The 18,355-nt window shown below is 65.3% G+C and carries 14 protein-coding genes and 2 tRNA genes; 10 read left to right on the top strand and 6 right to left on the bottom strand.

Translation table 11 applies throughout. The features are described from left to right. Window positions 1-238: 238 nt before the first annotated feature. Window positions 239-697: a hypothetical protein gene (locus DIE13_RS33440; protein ID WP_244097732.1), complete on the top strand. Its 459-nt coding sequence runs from the start codon at window positions 239-241 to the stop codon at window positions 695-697. A 114-nt stretch (window positions 698-811) separates the two neighbouring features. Here DIE13_RS33440 and DIE13_RS18010 read toward each other — a convergent pair whose 3' ends face one another. The 4 genes from DIE13_RS18010 to DIE13_RS18025 form a co-directional block, all read right to left on the bottom strand. Beyond that, entirely contained in the window at window positions 812-1,042 is a 231-nt protein-coding gene (locus DIE13_RS18010; protein WP_124828579.1) for a hypothetical protein, read from the bottom strand. 139 nt (window positions 1,043-1,181) lie between these two features. Then, window positions 1,182-2,291, bottom strand: coding sequence for a class II histone deacetylase (locus tag DIE13_RS18015; protein WP_124828426.1), 1,110 nt, complete (start codon window positions 2,289-2,291; stop codon window positions 1,182-1,184). Window positions 2,292-2,307: 16 nt separating this feature from the next. Then, the gene (locus tag DIE13_RS18020; RefSeq protein ID WP_124828427.1) at window positions 2,308-3,525 is read right to left on the bottom strand and encodes an MFS transporter; all 1,218 of its coding nucleotides are present in this window, start codon (window positions 3,523-3,525) and stop codon (window positions 2,308-2,310) included. Between the two features lie 22 nt (window positions 3,526-3,547). Then, entirely contained in the window at window positions 3,548-4,603 is a 1,056-nt protein-coding gene (locus DIE13_RS18025; protein WP_124828428.1) for a porin, read from the bottom strand. Window positions 4,604-4,908: 305 nt separating this feature from the next. On the opposite strand from DIE13_RS18025, the gene DIE13_RS18030 reads away from it, so the two are divergent. Beyond that, window positions 4,909-6,051 carry a helix-turn-helix transcriptional regulator gene (locus DIE13_RS18030; RefSeq protein ID WP_124828429.1) on the top strand — a complete coding sequence of 381 codons (1,143 nt, stop codon included), beginning with the start codon at window positions 4,909-4,911 and terminating at the stop codon, window positions 6,049-6,051. Between the two features lie 97 nt (window positions 6,052-6,148). Continuing rightward, entirely contained in the window at window positions 6,149-7,147 is a 999-nt protein-coding gene (locus tag DIE13_RS18035) for a 2-dehydropantoate 2-reductase (RefSeq protein WP_124828430.1), read from the top strand. Window positions 7,148-7,404: 257 nt separating this feature from the next. On the opposite strand, the gene DIE13_RS18040 is transcribed toward DIE13_RS18035, so the two are convergent. Continuing rightward, window positions 7,405-7,854 (bottom strand): MarR family winged helix-turn-helix transcriptional regulator, encoded by a 450-nt coding sequence (locus DIE13_RS18040; RefSeq protein ID WP_124828431.1) that lies wholly within the window; start codon window positions 7,852-7,854, stop codon window positions 7,405-7,407. Between the two features lie 62 nt (window positions 7,855-7,916). After that, window positions 7,917-9,062, bottom strand: coding sequence for a glycerate kinase (locus DIE13_RS18045; RefSeq protein WP_124828432.1), 1,146 nt, complete (start codon window positions 9,060-9,062; stop codon window positions 7,917-7,919). 394 nt (window positions 9,063-9,456) lie between these two features. Between DIE13_RS18045 and tig the strand changes: the two genes are divergently transcribed. The 7 genes from tig to DIE13_RS18085 all read left to right on the top strand — a co-directional run bounded on the left by tig (window position 9,457) and on the right by DIE13_RS18085 (window position 18,309). Continuing rightward, window positions 9,457-10,803 (top strand): trigger factor, encoded by a 1,347-nt coding sequence (tig, locus tag DIE13_RS18050; RefSeq protein WP_124828433.1) that lies wholly within the window; start codon window positions 9,457-9,459, stop codon window positions 10,801-10,803. Between the two features lie 140 nt (window positions 10,804-10,943). Then, window positions 10,944-11,597 (top strand): ATP-dependent Clp endopeptidase proteolytic subunit ClpP, encoded by a 654-nt coding sequence (gene clpP / locus DIE13_RS18055; RefSeq protein WP_006496351.1) that lies wholly within the window; start codon window positions 10,944-10,946, stop codon window positions 11,595-11,597. Between the two features lie 163 nt (window positions 11,598-11,760). After that, on the top strand, window positions 11,761-13,032 hold the full coding sequence (gene clpX / locus DIE13_RS18060) for an ATP-dependent Clp protease ATP-binding subunit ClpX (RefSeq protein WP_006754177.1): 1,272 nt from the start codon (window positions 11,761-11,763) through the stop codon (window positions 13,030-13,032). Between the two features lie 197 nt (window positions 13,033-13,229). Further along, window positions 13,230-15,653, top strand: coding sequence for an endopeptidase La (gene lon, locus DIE13_RS18065; RefSeq protein ID WP_044843675.1), 2,424 nt, complete (start codon window positions 13,230-13,232; stop codon window positions 15,651-15,653). Window positions 15,654-15,859: 206 nt separating this feature from the next. Continuing rightward, window positions 15,860-15,935, top strand: a tRNA-Val gene (locus DIE13_RS18070). A 23-nt stretch (window positions 15,936-15,958) separates the two neighbouring features. Continuing rightward, a tRNA-Asp gene (locus DIE13_RS18075) sits at window positions 15,959-16,035 on the top strand. Window positions 16,036-16,377: 342 nt separating this feature from the next. Continuing rightward, window positions 16,378-18,309, top strand: coding sequence for a SurA N-terminal domain-containing protein (locus DIE13_RS18085; RefSeq protein WP_124828434.1), 1,932 nt, complete (start codon window positions 16,378-16,380; stop codon window positions 18,307-18,309). Window positions 18,310-18,355: the final 46 nt, after the last annotated feature.

The raw sequence follows: 18,355 nt of genomic DNA on the forward strand, positions 1-18,355 counted from the left end.
ATGATCTGGCTGTCCGTGAATCTCGATTTCTTCATTCCGTAGAACTCCCTCAACAAGAAAATTCTACTTCTGATCACACCGGTTTCTCGGGGGGATTACCGTTGGATCGATGTCCAACTTTTGGGGTGCAGCTCAGCACTCGCGGGGCTTTTTGTTATACGTGCAGATCGCTGGACTCGCGGAAGCGGCGAGCCTCGCGGAGGGCGATGCTCTTGCAACGAGGCGTCGAAATGTCCTCATGCTCGGCTGCTATCCCGGCCGCGGCTTGCGGCGCGCCGTACTGGTCGCCATGGCGGTTGATGCCGTTCCGCGGCCGCACACGCTTTTGCGTGCGCCGCCAACCCGGCTCCGTATAATCATGAACAAAACCTTTCATTTACGCGGGCTGTTTAACCGGGGGCCGTCGCTGATCCACACCACGCGCACGCTGATTTCCGTTTTGTCCTTGACGCTGGCCATGCCGGCTTTTGCCGGGATACCCGCAGACAACATTGCCTGGAGCGCGCGATCGGTGCAGACGGCCGCGCCGTCGGCGGCGTGCACGGCTTACTCCGGACGGCCGATCGAAAGTGGCCTGCCGCTGAACATGGACACCGTGCTGAAATCGGTTGGCAAGGCGCTGCTGGGTTCCGCGCTGAGCGTGACCCAGGGCTATCAGGGGACGGTTCCGAACCCGTGCGCACGCGCGGGCCTGTGACTGTGCCACCGACGAACGGAGCGGCTTGCCGCTTCGTTCGATCAACGCGATACATCCGATTCCCGAAAGCGCCGCGCGTCGACCGACCGCGGCGCTTTGTCGTTGCGAGCGTGGCTAGTCCCAGAAACTGCGCACCGCGACCGCCACGATCACCGGTACCGAAAACACCAGCGGAATCGCGAAATACTGCGCTTCGCGATCGACGACCCAGCTATAGATCAGCCACGCCACGCCGATCGCGAACGTAATAACGCCAACCAGCACGGCGGCGATATTCACGGCGAGCTTCGAAGGCCGGCGGCGCGCTTTGTCGTTGGAATCGGGTTCGCGCGGGGACGATTTCATCTGAAGAAAGGCCGGAGCCTGGCAGGTGTAAATGCACAGGAGACCCGATCCGCACCGATCCCGCAAGGGGCTGAGCATGCCGGCCCCGGCATCGCCCGTTCCCGCGAGGGAGCGCGAGAGAGCGGGCGAGAGCACGGCCTTACAACCCGAACGACGTCGCCAGCTCGTCGAGTAACGCGCGCTGGAACGCGACGAAGCGTTCTCCCGGCTGCTGCGCGATCGCGAGCTCGAGCATCGGATCGGCGACGTCGGTGCGCATGCCGGTCAGTTCCTCGACGATCGCGAGTCCGCAAAACGGCACATACGCCTCCGAATAGCCGCCTTCGTGAACGATCACGAGCCGCCCGCCGCAGTGACGCTGCGCGGCCTCCTTCACCGCGCGCGTCATGAATCGGTAGCTGTCGGTATGCAGCTGCATGCGCGCGAGCGGATCCACCGCGCTCGCGTCGAGGCCGCTCGCGATGACGATCAGTTCGGGCCGGAACCGCTCCAGCGTGGGCAGCACGATCCGCTCGAATGCGTAGCGATACGCGTCGTCGCCGCTGCCGGCGAGCAGCGGCACGTTCAGGTTCGTGCCGACGCCCGCGCCTTCGCCGCGATCGCCGCCGCCGCTGTAGCCGGGCGGGAAGCAGCGGTCCTGGTGCAGCGAAATCGTCAGCGTATCCGGGTCGTCGTAGTAGATCGATTGCGTGCCGTTGCCGTGGTGCACGTCCCAGTCGATCACCGCGACGCGTTCGATCCCGTGTTTCGCACGCGCGGCCTCGATCGCGATCGGGATGTTCGCGAGCAGGCAGAAGCCCATCGGACGATCGCGCAGGCAGTGATGGCCCGGCGGCCGCGACAGCGAGAACGCGTTGGCCGCACATTCGGCGACCACCGTGTCGACGGCCGCGATCGCGAGGCCTGCGGACAGCGCAGCGATCTCGTAGCTGCCCTTGCCGAACGGCGCGAGATCGCCGAGGTCGCCGCCGTTCGCGTCGCTGAGCGCGCGGAACGCGTCGAGATAGCTCGCGGGATGAATGCGCAGCAGATCGCCGGTCGTGGCCGGCGCGGCACCGTGTATGTCGAGGTGAGCGGCAAGCCCCGACGCCTGCACGAGCGACAGGAAGCGGCGCTTCGAATCGGGCGATTCGGCGTAGCCCGCGCTCGACGGCGGCTGGACCCAGCCGCCGACCGGGAAGAACAGCGCGTGCGTGCCGCTGGTGTGCCAGAAGGTGCGTTCGTCGGTGAAGAAGGCAGTGCGATTCATGGATGGGCTTGACCTGTCACGGTTGGGAGGAAACGGGAATCACGGAAGCGGGCGCGCAGCGATCGATATGACGCAGCGCGGCGAACGATGCGATCGCAACGGCCGTCGCGATCGCGAACAGCGCGTGCATCGTGCCGCCTGCGTCGAGCAGTAGCCCGGCGAGCAGCGGACCGGCCGCGAGGCCCGCGCCGATCACGAAATTGAGCGTCGCGACGAGGCGCCCGGACGTATCGATCTGCGCGACGGTCGCGAGAATGAACGGCAGCACGAAGGTCCACGCGAACTTGAACGCGAAGATCGCGGCGCTGTAGCCGCTCACATGCGGAAGTGCGGCGAGTGCGACGAGCGACGCCGCGAGTAGCGCGTACCCGGCGGCGAGCATCGCCCGCCGCGCGACGCGGCCGCCCGCACACGACGCGAGCGCCGCGCCGGCGATTCCCATCACGCTCGCGATCGCGAGCACGTTGCCGGTCGACTGCGGATCGAGGCCGGCTTGCGCCGCGGCACGGCTCGCGAACGTCCACACGCTGCCGATCGCGAGATAGAACGTCAGTACCGCACCGATCGCGAGCGCGACGTACAGCCGCGGCGTATGCGATGCGGCGTCGCGCGTGGTCTGCGCCGACGCGGCCCGTGCGCCGAGCGTCGCCGGAAAGCCGCGCGACAGCGGCGCCGCGATGACGGCAAGCACCGCGAGCGCGACGTAGAGCGCGCGCAGCCCGAACGCGACGAACACGTGAGGCAGCACGAACAGCCCGATCGCGCCCGCGATCAACTGGCCGACGACCCACAGGCCGTATACGCGATCGCTGTTCTTGCTGGTGGCCGCGCTCGTCATGCAGAGCACCATCAACGAGCCGCCGCCGAGCGCGGTGACGGCGCGCAGCGCGAGCAGCGCGACGAAGCCCGGCATCCACACCGCGGTGAGCAGATTGCCCGCGCCGAACAGCGCGATTGCGCAAGCGGCGACGCGGCGCGCATCGACGCGGCCGAGCCACAGATACGACGGCACGGTCGCGAGGCTGAACGCGCCGAGTTCGACGAAGAAGTAGGTGCCGATTTGCGATGCGGACAGTCCGAGCTGCGTCGCGAGCTGACCGGCGACGGCCGGCGCGACGAGCAGCAGCAGCGGCGTGATGGCGGCGAACACGACGAGCGCGACGAGCGTCGAGCGCGCAAAGGTCGATGCGCGGCCGTCGGACGGCGGCGCGGCATCGGAGCAAAGGGTTTTCATGGCGGGTTCCAGGTGGACGGGATCAGAACAGGTGGTACATGCCGACCATCGCGCCGAACTGCGCCGCGCCGGCGAGCGGCGTCGGGTCGTATTCGTAGACGGTCTGCGAGCTCTGGCCGCTGTTGCGCGCATAGCCGACGTTCACATAGGCGACGGTGCGTTTCGACAGCGCATACGTGGTGCTCGCGATGAACAGCGTCGGATGGCCGATTGCCGGCGTGTGCGAATCGGTGTGGTAGACGCCCGCGTTCAGTCCGATTCCGCTCGACGCGATCAGGTAACGCGCGCCGCCCCAGATGACGGTGCGTGCCGCATCGAGGTCGCCGGTCACGCGTTCGACGCCCGCGTAGACGGTGAGCGGCAGCGTCGCGAACGCGTAACGGGCGGCGAGCGTGCCGAGTTCGCGGCGACGGGCGGATGCGTCATCCGCGGCCGTTGCATCGCCATGCGCCTGATGCAGCACCGCGCTCACCGACAGCCCGTTGCTGGTGTACTGGCCGCCCAGTTCCAGCACGCGTCCGGCGCGCGTATTGCCGGCGACGCCGGCCGTGGCGGCGAGCGCTTCGGCGTCGAAGCCGGCGAAGGTCGGCGACTGGTACTTGATCGAGTGGTCGATGAAGTTCGCCGTCATCGGCATGATCACGCCCTGGCCGCTGTACGACGCGTACCACAGCGGGTCGTAGAACAGCGTCTTGTCGAACAGCACGCTGAACTGCCGGCCGAGCGTGACGGTGCCGATCGGGCCCGCGATACCCACGTATGCGCCGCGAAAAAAGGCGTAGCCGGGAGCGGTCGGAGTGCCGTCGTTGACGTTCAGGCCCTGCTCGAGCTTGAACAGCGCACGCCAGCCGCCGCCGAGATCTTCGTTGCCCTTCAGTCCGATCTGCGACGGCACGATGCCGTAGTTCTGCAACTGCACGGCCGAGTGGCGTCCGTCGGCATGCGTCAGGTACTGCACGCCGGTGTCGAGCGCGCCGTACAGCGTGAGTGCCGATTGCGCGTGCGCGGCGACGCTGCACGTAGCGAGCGTCACGACGGCTGCGGTCGCGGCTGTGCGGATGAAGCGGGGTTTCGTCACGTGGGGTTCTCCATACCGTCCTGCATCGGTGTGTGTCGTTGGTGTTGTCGCGACGCAGTGTCCGCAGCAGGAAAGCTGTCGAACAGTCGTACAGATGAACGGTGCGGAAAACCCGCGGAGTGCGGCACACGCGTGCCGCCGCGCTGCCGCGACGCGTGCTGCGCAGCAGCAACGTGCGGCCTACCGTTCAAATGGATGGGGTTGCCGCGTGTTCCGGCAGCGGTGCCCGTCAAAAATGACGATCGCTATAATCGGCCGGTCTGCGTTGCGCGTATCAGCGGCCCGAACGGGCAGGGGAGCGGAAGGTGAGGATCACGACGGATATCGGGCAGGATCTCGACGCGTTGCGCGACGTGCCTGCCGCGATCGTGCTCGACGAATCCGCATGGCCGCCATTGCCGTCCCGCCGCGCCGATTTCGACGGCGTCACGCGCGGCGACGCATCGCAGCGCGCGCTCGGCCTGATGCTGCTCGACCTGTATGCGGTCGCCGCGCAATCCGGGATCGGCGAGTTCGAGTGTCGCTTCTTTTCGCTGTTGCAGGCGCTGATCCCGTTCGATGCCGCGTGGACCGGCGTCGCGACGCACGTGCCGACCGGCCCGGTGATGCACAACAGCTTCCTGTACCGTCTTCCGCACGCGTTTTTCAGCGACTGGAAACGCGTGCGCGACTGCGATCCGCTCGCCCGTCGCACGCTGCTCGGCGCGCATGGCCGCGCGGTGCGGCTGTCGGTCGTCGAGCCGGGGGTCGATGCGCGGTTTCGCGACTGGTGCGTGAAGTACGGGCTCGCGCAACTGATGTGCGTGTGTACGCTCGATCGGCGCTTCGGTCTGACGACGTTCATGTCGATCTACCGGCAGGGCCTGAACCGGCCGTTCAGCGACGATGACGCGAATCGTTTCGAAGAGACGATTCCGCATCTCGCAGCCGCGCTCACGATCAATCGGGCGGCGCAGCTCACGCGCGAGCGCGGCGACGCGGCGGCGCCGGCGGCGCGCGCGCTGTGTGACAACTTCGGCGTGCTGCACCACGCCGATCACGGCTTCGACGACGTGCTGCGTACCGAATGGCCTGAGTGGACGGGGCCGCGCGTGCCGGAGCCGCTGGTCACCCACGTGCGGCGCCAGTCGGGCCAGCCGTTCATCGGCGACGCGTTGCGCATCCAGTGCGTGCCGGTCGCCGGACTGTTCCAGATCGAGGCGCGGCCGCGCTCGCTGCTCGACCGGCTGAGCCCGCGCGAGCTGGCGGCGATCCGCTATTACGGCGCCGGGCGCTCGCACAAGGAGGTGGCGCAGCAGATGGCGATTTCACCGACGACGGTGCGGCATTACCTGCGCTGCGCGTACCGCAAGCTCGGCATGCACGACAAGAGCCAGATCGCCGGCGTGCTCGGTGCGACGGGGCCGACCGACGACGAACCGGCCGAGGCCGGCAGTCCGGTACGGTGAACCGGGCCGACGCGGGTACGTCGCGCGCTCGCATAAATGGTTGTATCCGCAACCATTGAGCGTTATGCTCGTCAGCCCCAGGAGACGAATTTCCATCATGAACGACATGAATTCAGGGTCGGTGCGTGCGGCGGTGGTCGGTGTCGGCGCGATCGGCGGATTGCTCGCGGCGGCGCTGTCGCGGGCCGGCATGACCGTGAGCGCGTACGCGCGCGGCGCGACGCTCGATGCGTTGAACGCGCACGGTGTGCGCGTGATCGACGAGACGGGCGCGATGTCGTCGATTCCCGTGCGCGCGAGCAACGATGCGGCCGCGCTCGGCGTGCAGGACTACGTGGTGATCGCGCTGAAGGCGCAGGCGTTGCCGGCGCTGGCCGCGCGCATCGCACCGCTGGTCGGGCCCCACACCGTGATCGTCGCCGCGATGAACGGGCTGCCGTGGTGGTTCACGCACGGTCTCGCGGGGGCGATCGACGGTGTACCGCTCGACGCGGTCGATCCGGGCGGCGCGGTGTCGGCGGCGCTGCCGCCTGCGCAGGCGATCGGCTGCGTCGTGCATCTGTCGTCGAGCACCGATGGGCCGGGTGTCGTGCGCCGCGGACGCGGCAATCGCCTGATCGTCGGCTCGCCCGATCCGCGACTCGATGCGCCGACGGCGCGGCTCGCGGCGGCGCTTGCCGCGGGCGGCTTCGACGTCGAGTCGACGCCGGCGATCCGCGCCGAGATATGGACGAAGCTGTGGGGCAACATGAACATGAATCCGCTGAGCGCGCTGACGGGTTCGACCGCCGAGCAGTTGCTCGACGATCCGTACACGGAGCATCTTGCGTTGCGGATGATGGAGGAGGCTGCTGCGGTCGGCGCGAAGCTCGGTCTTCACACCGGGATGAGCGGGCCGGAGCGGATCGCGGTGACGCGCAAGCTCGGGGCGTTCAAGACGTCGATGCTGCAGGATTTCGAGGCGGGGCGTCCGCTCGAGATCGGGCCGATCCTCGGCGTGTTTCCGGAACTGGGCCGCAAGCTCGATGTGCCGACGCCATATTGCGACGCGGTGCTCGGCTTGCTACGTCAGCGGGCGGAAAACAGCGGGCTGTAGCAGAGGGCGGCCGGTATGCGGAGGCGGTTGCGGACCGGGGAGGACAACGTTCGGCGTGTACCGGGGCGGGGGAGGCCGGACGGCGGCCCGGTGCACTCACGCAACCCGGGCGGCCAGCTGATTCATCTGAATAAAACAGGGCGGCCTGCATCGTGCGTGACGCACTCGCGGGGCCGCCCGTCGATCCGATGTTTGTTGCGACGCACGCGGTACCGCACCGAGCAACGCGCGGCGCGGACATCGAGCGTTGGGCCGCCTCAGTTATCCTGTTCGATCGCGTGCGCGACGACCTTGTCGAGCAGCCGCTCGAACGTCTGGCGCTCGCTGTCGGACAGGCCCGCGAGCAGGCCTTCGTTCCACTTGCGCACGATCGGCATGATCTTGCGATTCAGCGCGCGGCCGTCTGCGGTCAGCGCGATCAGCACGATCCGGCCGTCCTCCTCGCTCGCGCTGCGCTCGAGCAACCCCTGGCGCAGCAGAGCTTCGGCCGCGCGGCTCGCCTGGCTTTTGTCGAGATTGGTGTGGCGCGCGAGATCCATGATCGAGAACGGACCGAAGGCGCCGACGGCGGCGATTACGCGCGCCTCGGGCAGCGAGATGTCCAGCTTGTGCCGGTACACCTCGGCGATCCCGCGGTCGGATCGCTTCGTGAGCGCGTGGAGGCGATAGGTCAGAAACTGATCGAGCCCGGCTTGACGGCCTTTCATGTCGAATCCTGAAGAAAAAGGGCGGGCCCGATTGTTCCTGTATCGCGCGCTCGGGTCAACGGTCAGTGTGCGCCGTACTTCAGCCGTGTCAACTGTTCGGCTTCGTTAGCGAGCAGGTTCGCCGCATCGCGGATCGCGACGTCGAGCGTGATCGGCCCGGGTGCCGGCGAGAAACAGCCGGAAAAATGCTCGGACAGGCGCGGCAGCGCGGCCGGGTCGACTGCGCCCGACAGCAGCGACGCGGGCACGCCCGCGGCCTGCGCATGGCGGCACGCGATGAACGGTGCCTTGCCGTGCAGTGTCTGCACGTCGGAGCGGCCTTCGCCAGTGATCAGCCAGTCGGCGCCCGCGAGCGCCGTATCGAGGCCGACTTGCCGTGCGACGACTTCCGCGCCGGCTTCGAACCGCGCGCCCAGCATGTGCAGCGCGAAACCGAGACCGCCTGCGGCGCCGGCGCCGGCCAAGTCGCGGCTGCGCCGGTCGAGCGCGGCTTCAAGCAGGTCCGCGAAGCGCGCGAGCGCGGCGTCGAGGGGCGCAACCTGCTCGGGCGTCACGCCTTTTTGCGGACCGAACACGGCGGTTGCGCCATGCGCGCCCGTCAGCGGGTTGTCGACGTCCGACATGCCGATGAATTCGGCTTCCTTCAGGCGCGGATCGAGCTCCGACACGTCGATGCGCGCGATGTCGGCGAGCCGTGCCGGGACGGGTTCCACCGGCTGGTCGGCCGCATCGAAGCATTGCAGGCCGAGGCCGGCGAGAAGGCCGGCGCCTGCGTCGTTGGTGCTGCTGCCGCCGAGGGCGACGAAGAAGCGGCGCACGCCTTCGTCGAGCAGCGTGCGGATCGCTTCGCCCATCCCGCGCGTGCTGCGCGCCTCGACCGGTACGCTCATGCCGACCGCATCGGTGATGCCGACGATCTCGGCCGTCTCGACGATCGCGGTGCGCGCGTCGATCACGCCGAGCGCCGCGTCGCGTGCCGCGAGCGACGCGCCGGCCACCCGCAGCGTGCGCCGCGTGCCGCCGCCGGCCAGCATCGCATCGAGCGTGCCTTCGCCGCCGTCGGCCATCGGGCAGCAGCGCACGACCGCATCGGGCCGGGCACGGCGGATGCCGGTGGCGATCGCGTCCGCGACCTGCTCGGCGGAAAGCGAGCCTTTGAACGAATCGGGCGCGATGACGACGACAGGCGCGGACGGGTGTTGCGGCATGGTGTCTCCGGAAGGCGAAATTGGTGTGAAGAATCGCGGTCGCGACGGCGGCGCACGCTCAATCGGAGCTTACAGGATGGCGGGCCCGCGGTGGATATGGCGTTCGGCATAGCGGCGATCCGCTCGCATTGCCGCGTACGGGAAGCAGACGACACGCCGGGTACGCACGTGAGTCGTGCCGATCTGGCGGTATGAGGAAGATTGTTTGCTAGAATAGTCGATTCTTCCGGCCAAAGCCGTGCTCCGAGCCGCTTGCGCTAGCCATCCGGCGCGTGCAGGGATGGCGTGGCGCTCCGGCGCGGCGTGTGTGACGCACCTACGTGCACCTCACGCCGCAGGCAGGCACGGCAAGGAAAACCCGATTCGCTCGAATAATTTTAGGACGATTGAAGCCATGGCTAACGTTGTTGAGAACCTCGGCAAGCTTGAACGCCGCGTGACGATTTCCCTGCCGAAAGACACCGTGCAGAAGGAAATCGACGCCCGTATCCAGAAACTCGCGAAGAACGTGCGCATGCCGGGTTTCCGCCCGGGCAAGGTGCCGCTGAAGATGGTCGCCCAGCAATACGCGGGTCAGGTCGAAGCGGAAGTGCTGAGCGACAAGATCGGCCAGGAGTTCTTCACGATCAGCCGCGCGGAAAACCTGCGCGTCGCTGGCCAGCCGAGCTTCGAGCCGAAGCAGGAGCAGGCTGAAGATGCATACGCGTTCGACGCGACGTTCGAGGTCTACCCGGAAGTGAAGATCGGCGATCTGGCGACGGCTGAAGTCGAGCGCTCGACGACGTCGATCGGCGACGCCGAAATCGACCGCACGCTGGACATCCTGCGCAACCAGCGCGTGCACTTCCACGCACGCGGCGAAGCCGGCGAGCACGGCGACGGCGGTGCGGATACCGCAGCGAAGAACGGCGACCGCGTGACGGTCGACTTCGTCGGCAAGATCGACGACGTCGCGTTCCAGGGCGGCACCGCGGAGGACTTCCCGTTCGTGCTCGGCGAAGGCCGCATGCTGCCGGAATTCGAAACGGCGGCGCTCGGCCTGAAGGTCGGCGAAGCGCGTACGTTCGACCTCAAGTTCCCGGACGACTACCACGGCAAGGACGTGGCAGGCAAAACGGCACAGTTCACGGTCACAATGAAGAAGATCGAGTGGCCGCACCTGCCGGAAATCGACGCTGAATTCGCAAAATCGCTGGGCATCGAAGACGGCGACCTGACGAAGATGCGTGCCGAGATCAAGGAAAACCTCGAGCGCGAAGCAAAGCGCCGCACGCAATCCATCGTCAAGAACCAGGTGATGGACGCGCTGCTGAAGATTTCCGAACTCGACGTGCCGAAGGCGCTGATCGAGCAGGACCAGCAACGTCTCGTCGAAATGGCTCGCCAGGATCTGGCGCAGCGCGGCGTGCCGAACGCGAAGGACGCACCGATCCCGGCCGAGATGTTCGCCGAGCAGGCAGAGCGTCGCGTGAAGCTGGGCCTCGTGCTGGCCGAACTCGTGAAGTCGAACGGCCTCGAAGCGAAGCCGGAACAGATCCGCGCGGAAGTCGACGAGTTCGCGAAGAGCTACGAAGACCCGAAGGAAGTGGTCCGCTGGTATTATTCGAACCAGCAGCGCCTCGCCGAGATGGAAGCGTTCGTCGTTGAGAGCAACGTCGTCGACTTCGTGCTGGGCAAGGCAAAGGTGACGGACAAGGAAGTGAGCTTCGAGGCACTCGCGAGCGCATCGGCGCAAGCGTAAGTGTCGCTCTAGCGGCGTGCCGGCTGTCGGAGCGACGGCCCGCACGCCGTTTTTACGTCAAGCGCGCGGTTGCCATTAATATGGCGATTGAGCGGGCGGCTTCCCTCCGTTCAATTTTCCATTCGAACAAGGTTTATTGAATGATCACTCGTGCTGAATTGCTGGACATGCTTGCTTCGAACGCGCCGCAGGGTTTCGAGGCGCAAGCGCTGGGACTGGTGCCGATCGTCGTCGAAACGAGCGGCCGCGGCGAGCGTTCGTACGATATCTATTCGCGTCTCCTGAAGGAGCGCCTGGTGTTCATGGTCGGCGAAGTCAACGACCAGACCGCCAACCTCGTCGTCGCGCAATTGCTGTTCCTCGAGAGCGAGAATCCCGACAAGGACATCAGCCTCTACATCAACAGCCCGGGCGGCTCTGTGTCGGCCGGCATGGCGATCTACGACACGATGCAGTTCATCAAGCCGGACGTCTCCACGCTCTGCATGGGCCTCGCGGCCAGCATGGGTGCGTTCCTGCTCGCATCGGGCGCGAAGGGCAAGCGCTTTGCGCTGCCGAACTCGCGCGTGATGATTCACCAGCCGCTCGGCGGTGCACGCGGCCAGGCTTCGGACATCGAAATCCAGGCACGCGAAATCCTGTACCTGAAGGAACGGCTGAACAATCTGCTCGCGCAGCACACGGGCCAGGACGTCGAGCGCATCGCGCGCGACACCGACCGTGATAACTTCATGTCGAGCGAGGACGCGAAGGCGTACGGGCTGATCGATCAGGTGCTGCTGAAGCGCCCCTGAGTTTAAGTAGGGTGCCGCCCCGATTCGTGCGGCGCCCCGTGGCGTCCGAAACGCGTTGAGCATCTGCGGCAAGCGCATCCAGCCGGCTCCGGTCGCGCCCTAGGCGCGGCGTCCGGAGCATTCGGCGTATCATGTCATTTACCTGTCCGGAGGCTCTACATTCATGGCGGACAAAAAAGGTTCGAACAGCGAGAAGCTGTTGTATTGCTCGTTTTGCGGGAAGAGCCAGCATGAGGTGAAAAAACTCATCGCGGGCCCGTCGGTATTCATCTGCGATGAATGTATCGACCTCTGCAACGAGATCATTCGCGACGAGGCGGCTGCCGCCGGCGTCGAGGCCAGCCTGTCCCGGTCGGATCTGCCGAGCCCGCAGGAAATTCGCGACATCCTCGATCAGTACGTGATCGGCCAGGAGCGCGCGAAGAAGATCCTCGCGGTGGCCGTGTACAACCACTACAAGCGCCTGAAGCATCTCGACAAGAAGGACGACGTCGAGCTGTCGAAAAGCAACATCCTGCTGATCGGCCCGACGGGCTCCGGCAAGACGCTGCTCGCGCAGACGCTCGCGCGGTTGCTCAACGTGCCGTTCGTGATCGCGGACGCGACGACGCTGACCGAAGCCGGCTACGTCGGCGAGGACGTCGAGAACATCATCCAGAAGCTGTTGCAGAACTGCAACTACGAGGTCGACAAGGCTCAGCGCGGGATCGTCTACATCGACGAAATCGACAAGATCAGCCGCAAGTCGGACAACCCGTCCATCACGCGCGACGTGTCGGGCGAGGGCGTCCAGCAGGCGCTGCTGAAGCTCGTCGAGGGCACGATGGCATCGGTGCCGCCGCAGGGCGGCCGCAAGCATCCGAACCAGGATTTCATCCAGGTCGACACGACCAACATCCTGTTCATCTGCGGCGGTGCATTCGACGGTCTCGAGAAGGTGATCACGGACCGTACCGAAAAGACGGGCATCGGCTTCGGCGCGACGGTCAAGAGCAAGCAGGAACGCGACGCGGGCGAAGTGCTGCGCGAAACGGAACCGGAAGACCTGATCAAATTCGGTCTGATCCCCGAATTGATCGGCCGTCTGCCGGTGGTCGCGACGCTCGGCAAGCTCGATGAAGCCGCGCTGATGAAGATCCTCGTCGAGCCGAAGAACGCGCTCGTCAAGCAGTATCACAAGTTGTTCGCGATGGAGCGCGTCGAGCTGGAGATCCGGCCGGGCGCACTGCAGGCGGTCGCCCGCAAGGCGATCCGCCGCAAGACCGGCGCGCGCGGGCTGCGTTCGATCATCGAGCAGGCATTGCTCGACGTGATGTACGAATTGCCGGCGATGAAGGGGGTCAGCAAGGTCATCATCGACGAGAACGTCATCGATGGCGACGGCAAGCCCCTGCTGATCTATGAGGACACGCCGAAGGTGGCGGGTTCGAACTGACCGGCTTGCCGACGATGTTCTGCGGAAAAGGCCGTTCATGAGTCCGTGGGCGGCTTTTTTTCGTTTATCTTGTGGGTAACTCTGACTCGAAACGCGGTGGTTACTTTCTTACCGAATATTTCCCGCACTTGAAGGCTTGCAATTCGTTGTGGCGGCCTCAATTACCGAACAATTGATTCCACTCATGGGGAAATGAAATGTCAGGCACCCAACTTCTTCCGCCGGAACGCATCACGCTCCCGCTGCTGCCGCTGCGGGATGTCGTCGTTTTCCCGCACATGGTGATTCCGCTCTTCGTGGGCCGGCCGAAATCGATCAAGGCCCTCGAAGCAGCGATGGAAGGCGGCAAGCACATCATGCTCGTCGCCCAGAAAACCGCGGCCAAGGACGAACCGACCGAAAAAGACATGTACGAGGTCGGTTGTATCGCCAACATCCTGCAGATGCTGAAGCTGCCGGACGGCACCGTGAAGGTGCTCGTCGAGGGCCTGCAGCGCGCGAAGGCGTTGTCGATCGAAGAGCAGGAGACGCAGTTCTCCTGTGAAGTGATGCCGCTCGAGCCCGATCACGCCGACAGCGCGGAAACGGAAGCGCTGCGCCGCGCGATCGTGTCGCAGTTCGACCAGTACGTGAAGCTGAACAAGAAGATCCCGCCGGAGATTCTCACGTCGCTGTCGGGCATCGACGAAGCCGGTCGCCTCGCCGACATGATCGCCGAGCGTCTGCCGCTCAAGCTCGACCAGAAGCAGCACATCCTCGAGATGTTCCCGGTCATCGAGCGCCTCGAGCACCTGCTCGCGCAGCTCGAAGCCGAGATCGACATCCTGCAGGTCGAAAAGCGCATCCGCGGGCGCGTGAAGCGCCAGATGGAAAAGAGCCAGCGCGAGTACTACCTGAACGAACAGGTCAAGGCGATCCAGAAGGAACTGGGCGAAGGCGAAGAGGGTGCGGATCTCGAGGAACTCGAGAAGCGCATCAACGCCGCGCGCATGCCGAAGGAAGCGAAGAAGAAGGCCGACGCCGAACTCAAGAAGCTGAAGCTGATGTCGCCGATGTCGGCGGAAGCGACCGTCGTGCGCAACTACATCGACACGCTGATCGGCCTGCCGTGGCGCAAGAAGAGCAAGGTCAACAACGACCTGTCGAACGCCGAGCAGGTGCTCGACGAGGATCACTTCGGCCTCGAGAAGGTCAAGGAACGCATCCTCGAATATCTCGCGGTGCAACAGCGCGTGGACAAGGTCAAGGCGCCGATCCTGTGCCTCGTCGGGCCTCCCGGCGTCGGCAAGACCTCGCTCGGCCAGTCGATCGCTCGCGCGACGAACCGCAAGTTCGTCCGGATGGCGCTCGGCGGCGTGCGTGACGAAGCCGAGATCCGCGGCCACCGCCGGACGTACATCGGCTCGATGCCGGGCAAGATCCTGCAAAGCCTTGCGAAGGTCGGCGTGCGCAATCCGCTCTTCCTGCTCGACGAAGTCGACAAGATGGGCATGGATTTCCGCGGCGATCCGTCGTCGGCGCTGCTCGAAGTGCTCGATCCGGAACAGAACCACACGTTTGCAGACCACTACATCGAAGTCGACTTCGATCTGTCGGACGTGATGTTCGTCGCGACGTCGAACTCGCTGAACATCCCGCCGCCGCTGCTGGACCGGATGGAAGTGATTCGTCTGTCGGGTTACACGGAAGACGAGAAGGTCAGCATCGCGCAGCGTTACCTGCTGCCGAAGCAAAAGAAAAACAACGGTCTGAAGGACGGCGAGATCGAGGTCACCGAGCAGGCGATCCGCGACATCATCCGCTACTACACGCGCGAAGCCGGTGTGCGTTCGCTTGAGCGGGAAGTGTCGAAGATCTGCCGCAAGGTCGTGAAGATGCTGCTGCTGAAGAAGGCATCGGGCGCGATCAAGGTCGATGGCGAAAACCTCGACACGTTCCTCGGCGTACGCAAGTACGACTTCGGCCTCGCAGCGAAGGAAAACCAGGTCGGTCAGGTGACGGGCCTCGCGTGGACGGAAGTCGGCGGCGACCTGCTGACGATCGAAGCCGCGGTGATGCCGGGCAAGGGCAACGTGATTCGCACGGGTTCGCTCGGCGACGTGATGAAGGAGTCGGTCGAGGCTGCGCGTTCGGTCGTGCGCTCGCGTTCGCGACGTCTGGGCATCAAGGACGAAGCGTTCGAGAAGCAGGACATCCACATCCACGTGCCGGAAGGCGCAACGCCGAAGGACGGTCCGTCCGCTGGCGGTGCGATGACGACCGCGCTGGTGTCGGTGCTGACGGGGATTCCCGTGCGTGCCGACGTCGCGATGACGGGCGAAATCACGCTGCGTGGCGAAGTGCTGCCGATCGGCGGGCTGAAGGAAAAACTGCTGGCGGCGCATCGTGGCGGCATCAAGCTCGTGCTGATCCCGGAAGAGAACGTGAAGGATCTCGCGGACATTCCGGACAACGTGAAGAACGCGATCGAGATCGTGCCGGTCCGCTGGATCGACAAGGTGCTCGAACTCGCGCTCGAACGTACGCCGACCCCGCTGCCGCCGGAAGAAGAGGCGAAGGCGGCGGCACCGGTTGGCGAGGCGGCGAAGGATGCCGGCTCGACGGAAGTCGTCAAGCACTGAGCGTCCGAACGCCGTCCCTGACGGTTGTTCACGAAACCCGCGGCGTGTCCGCGGGTTTTTTATGCGAGTCGGCGTGGCGTGCGAATGGATGGATGTTAAAAAAATTCGCATTCGGGCTTGGCAAAATGATCTGGAATGAATTAAACTCGCAGGCTCGCTGGTTGTTGATGCCGAAACGCAGATCGCAGCCAGAACGAATCGGAAACGGGTGCTTAGCTCAGCTGGTAGAGCGGCGCCCTTACAAGGCGTAGGTCGGGGGTTCGAACCCCTCAGCACCCACCAGTTTCACGATTCAGCCAGACCAAGGAGCGGTAGTTCAGTCGGTTAGAATACCGGCCTGTCACGCCGGGGGTCGCGGGTTCGAGTCCCGTCCGCTCCGCCAGAAAATGAAGAAGCCCGCCTCGTGCGGGCTTTTTCATTTGCGTCGTCGGTTGCGCCCGCTTGCGGGCGCGTGACTGCGGAGTGGAGGAAGCCGCCTGCGCGGCTTCCGGCGGGACGCGAAGGGCTGCGCATGCATGCGCAGCCGCGGCCTGCAGGATGTAGGCGAGTCCCGTCCGCTCCGCCAGAAAATGAAGAAGCCCGCCTCGTGCGGGCTTTTTCATTTGCGTCGTCGGTTGCGCCCGCTTGCGGGCGCGATCGTCGAGTCGAGGAAGCCGCCTGCTTTTCTCCCGTCCCACCCTGTATGTTGTAATATCGGACGTTTTGTCCAATTTTCCCGTCACGCATGCTCGATTTCTTCCGTAATCACCAGCGCCTGATGATGGCGCTCCTGCTCCTGATCGTGTTGCCGGGGCTGGGTTTCGTCGGGATCCAAGGTTTCCGCGGGTTCTTCGACGACAGTGCGAACGTCGCGGCGGTCAACGGGCACAAGATCACGCGAGTCGAATTCGACGGCGCGTTCCGTCAGCAGATCGACCAGGCGCGCCAGGCGCTCGGCGGGCAGTTCGACATCAAGGCGTTCGATACACCCGAACACCGCAAGCAAGTGCTCGATGGCCTGATCCAGCAACGTGTGCTGGCCGACGAGACGCAGCGTCTGCACCTCACTGCTTCCGACAACGCAGTGCGCGACGCACTGATGAGCGACCCGATGATCGCGTCGCTGAAGAAGCCGGACGGTTCGATCGACGTCGAACGCTATGCACAGCTGCTGTCGTTCCAGGGAATGACGCCCGAGCAGTATCAGGAGCGCGTGCGCTACAGCCTCGCGCTGCAGCAGATTCCGGCGAGCATCGTGTCGAGCGCGTTTACGCCGAAGAGCCTCGCGCAGCGTCTGTCGGAACTGGCCGCGCAGCAGCGCGAAGTGCAGGCGCTCGTATTGAAGACGAGCGATTACGCAGCGAAGGTGCAGCCGACCGATGCGCAGCTCGCCGCGTACTACGACGCGCACAAGCAGAGCTTCGCGACGCCGGAAACCGCGACGATCCAGTACCTCGTCTATTCGCCGGCCGCAGCCGCCGCGAGCGCGCAGCCGACCGATGCGGACATCAAGAAGTTCTATGACGACAATCCGACGCACTTCCGCACGGAAGCGCAGGCGCGCGTGAGCCACATCTTCATCGCCGCGGCGAGCGACGCAAGCGCTGCCGACAAGGCGGCAGCGAAGGCGAAGGCCGAGCAACTGCTGGCCGACGTGAAGGCGCATCCGGACCGGTTCGCGCAGATCGCGCAGAAGAACTCGCAGGACGCGCCGTCTGCCGCGAAGGGCGGCGACCTCGGCTTCATCACGCGCGGTTCGACGGCGGGCGGCAAGGCATTCGACGACGCGGCATTTTCGCTGAAGCAAGGCGAGATCAGCGGTGTCGTGCAGTCGGATCTCGGCTTCCACATCCTGAAGGCGACCGAAGTGAAGCCATCGGTGATCAAGCCGTTCGCGGACGTGAAGGACCAGATCGCCGCGGACCTGAAGCAGCAGTATGCGTCGAAGGCATTCTCGGACAACGCGGAAGGCTTCACGTCGACCGTGTATGAAAAGGCGAAGTCGCTGCAGCCGGCTGCGGACAAATACAAGCTGACGATCCAGACGGCCACCGTCACGCCGACACCGAATCCGCAACTGCCGCCGACGAGCCCGCTGAACAATCCGAAGTTCCTGGCGGCCGTGTTCGCGAGCGACTCGGTGAAAAACCAGAACAACACGCAGGCGATCGACGTCGGCAACAACACGCTGATCTCCGCGCACGTCACGAACTACAAGCCGGCGGCCGTGCCCGCGCTCGACACGATCAAGGACGCCGTGCGTCAGAAGGTGATCGCCGAGCAGGCCGCGGAACTTGCGAAGAAGGAAGGCGCGGCGAAACTGGCCGAGCTGCAGAAGTCGAAGTCGACCGACGGGTTCGGTGCCGCGCAGAAGGTGTCGCGTACGCAATCGCAGGGCCTGACGCCGGCGGCATTGAGCGCCGTCTACAAGGTCGATGCGAAGACGCTGCCGGCCTACATCGGCGTCGATCTTGGTGCGGACGGTTACGCGATCTATCGCGTGAACGCGGTGATCCCGGGTTCGGCGGTCGATCCGCAGCAACTCGCAGCCGCGCAGCAGCAGATGGCGCAGGTCGAAGCGCAGAGCGAGGGCGAAGCGTATCTCGCCGCGCTGCGCGACCGTTCGAAGGTGAAGCTGTATGGTACGGCGCCCCGTGCGCAGGACGAGGACAACTGAGCATCGCTCAGGCGTTCACTGTTCCGCACGTCACGACAAAAAGCCC

Origin of the sequence: Burkholderia sp. Bp9016, assembly GCF_003857765.1 — a bacterium.
Lineage (GTDB): Bacteria > Pseudomonadota > Gammaproteobacteria > Burkholderiales > Burkholderiaceae > Burkholderia.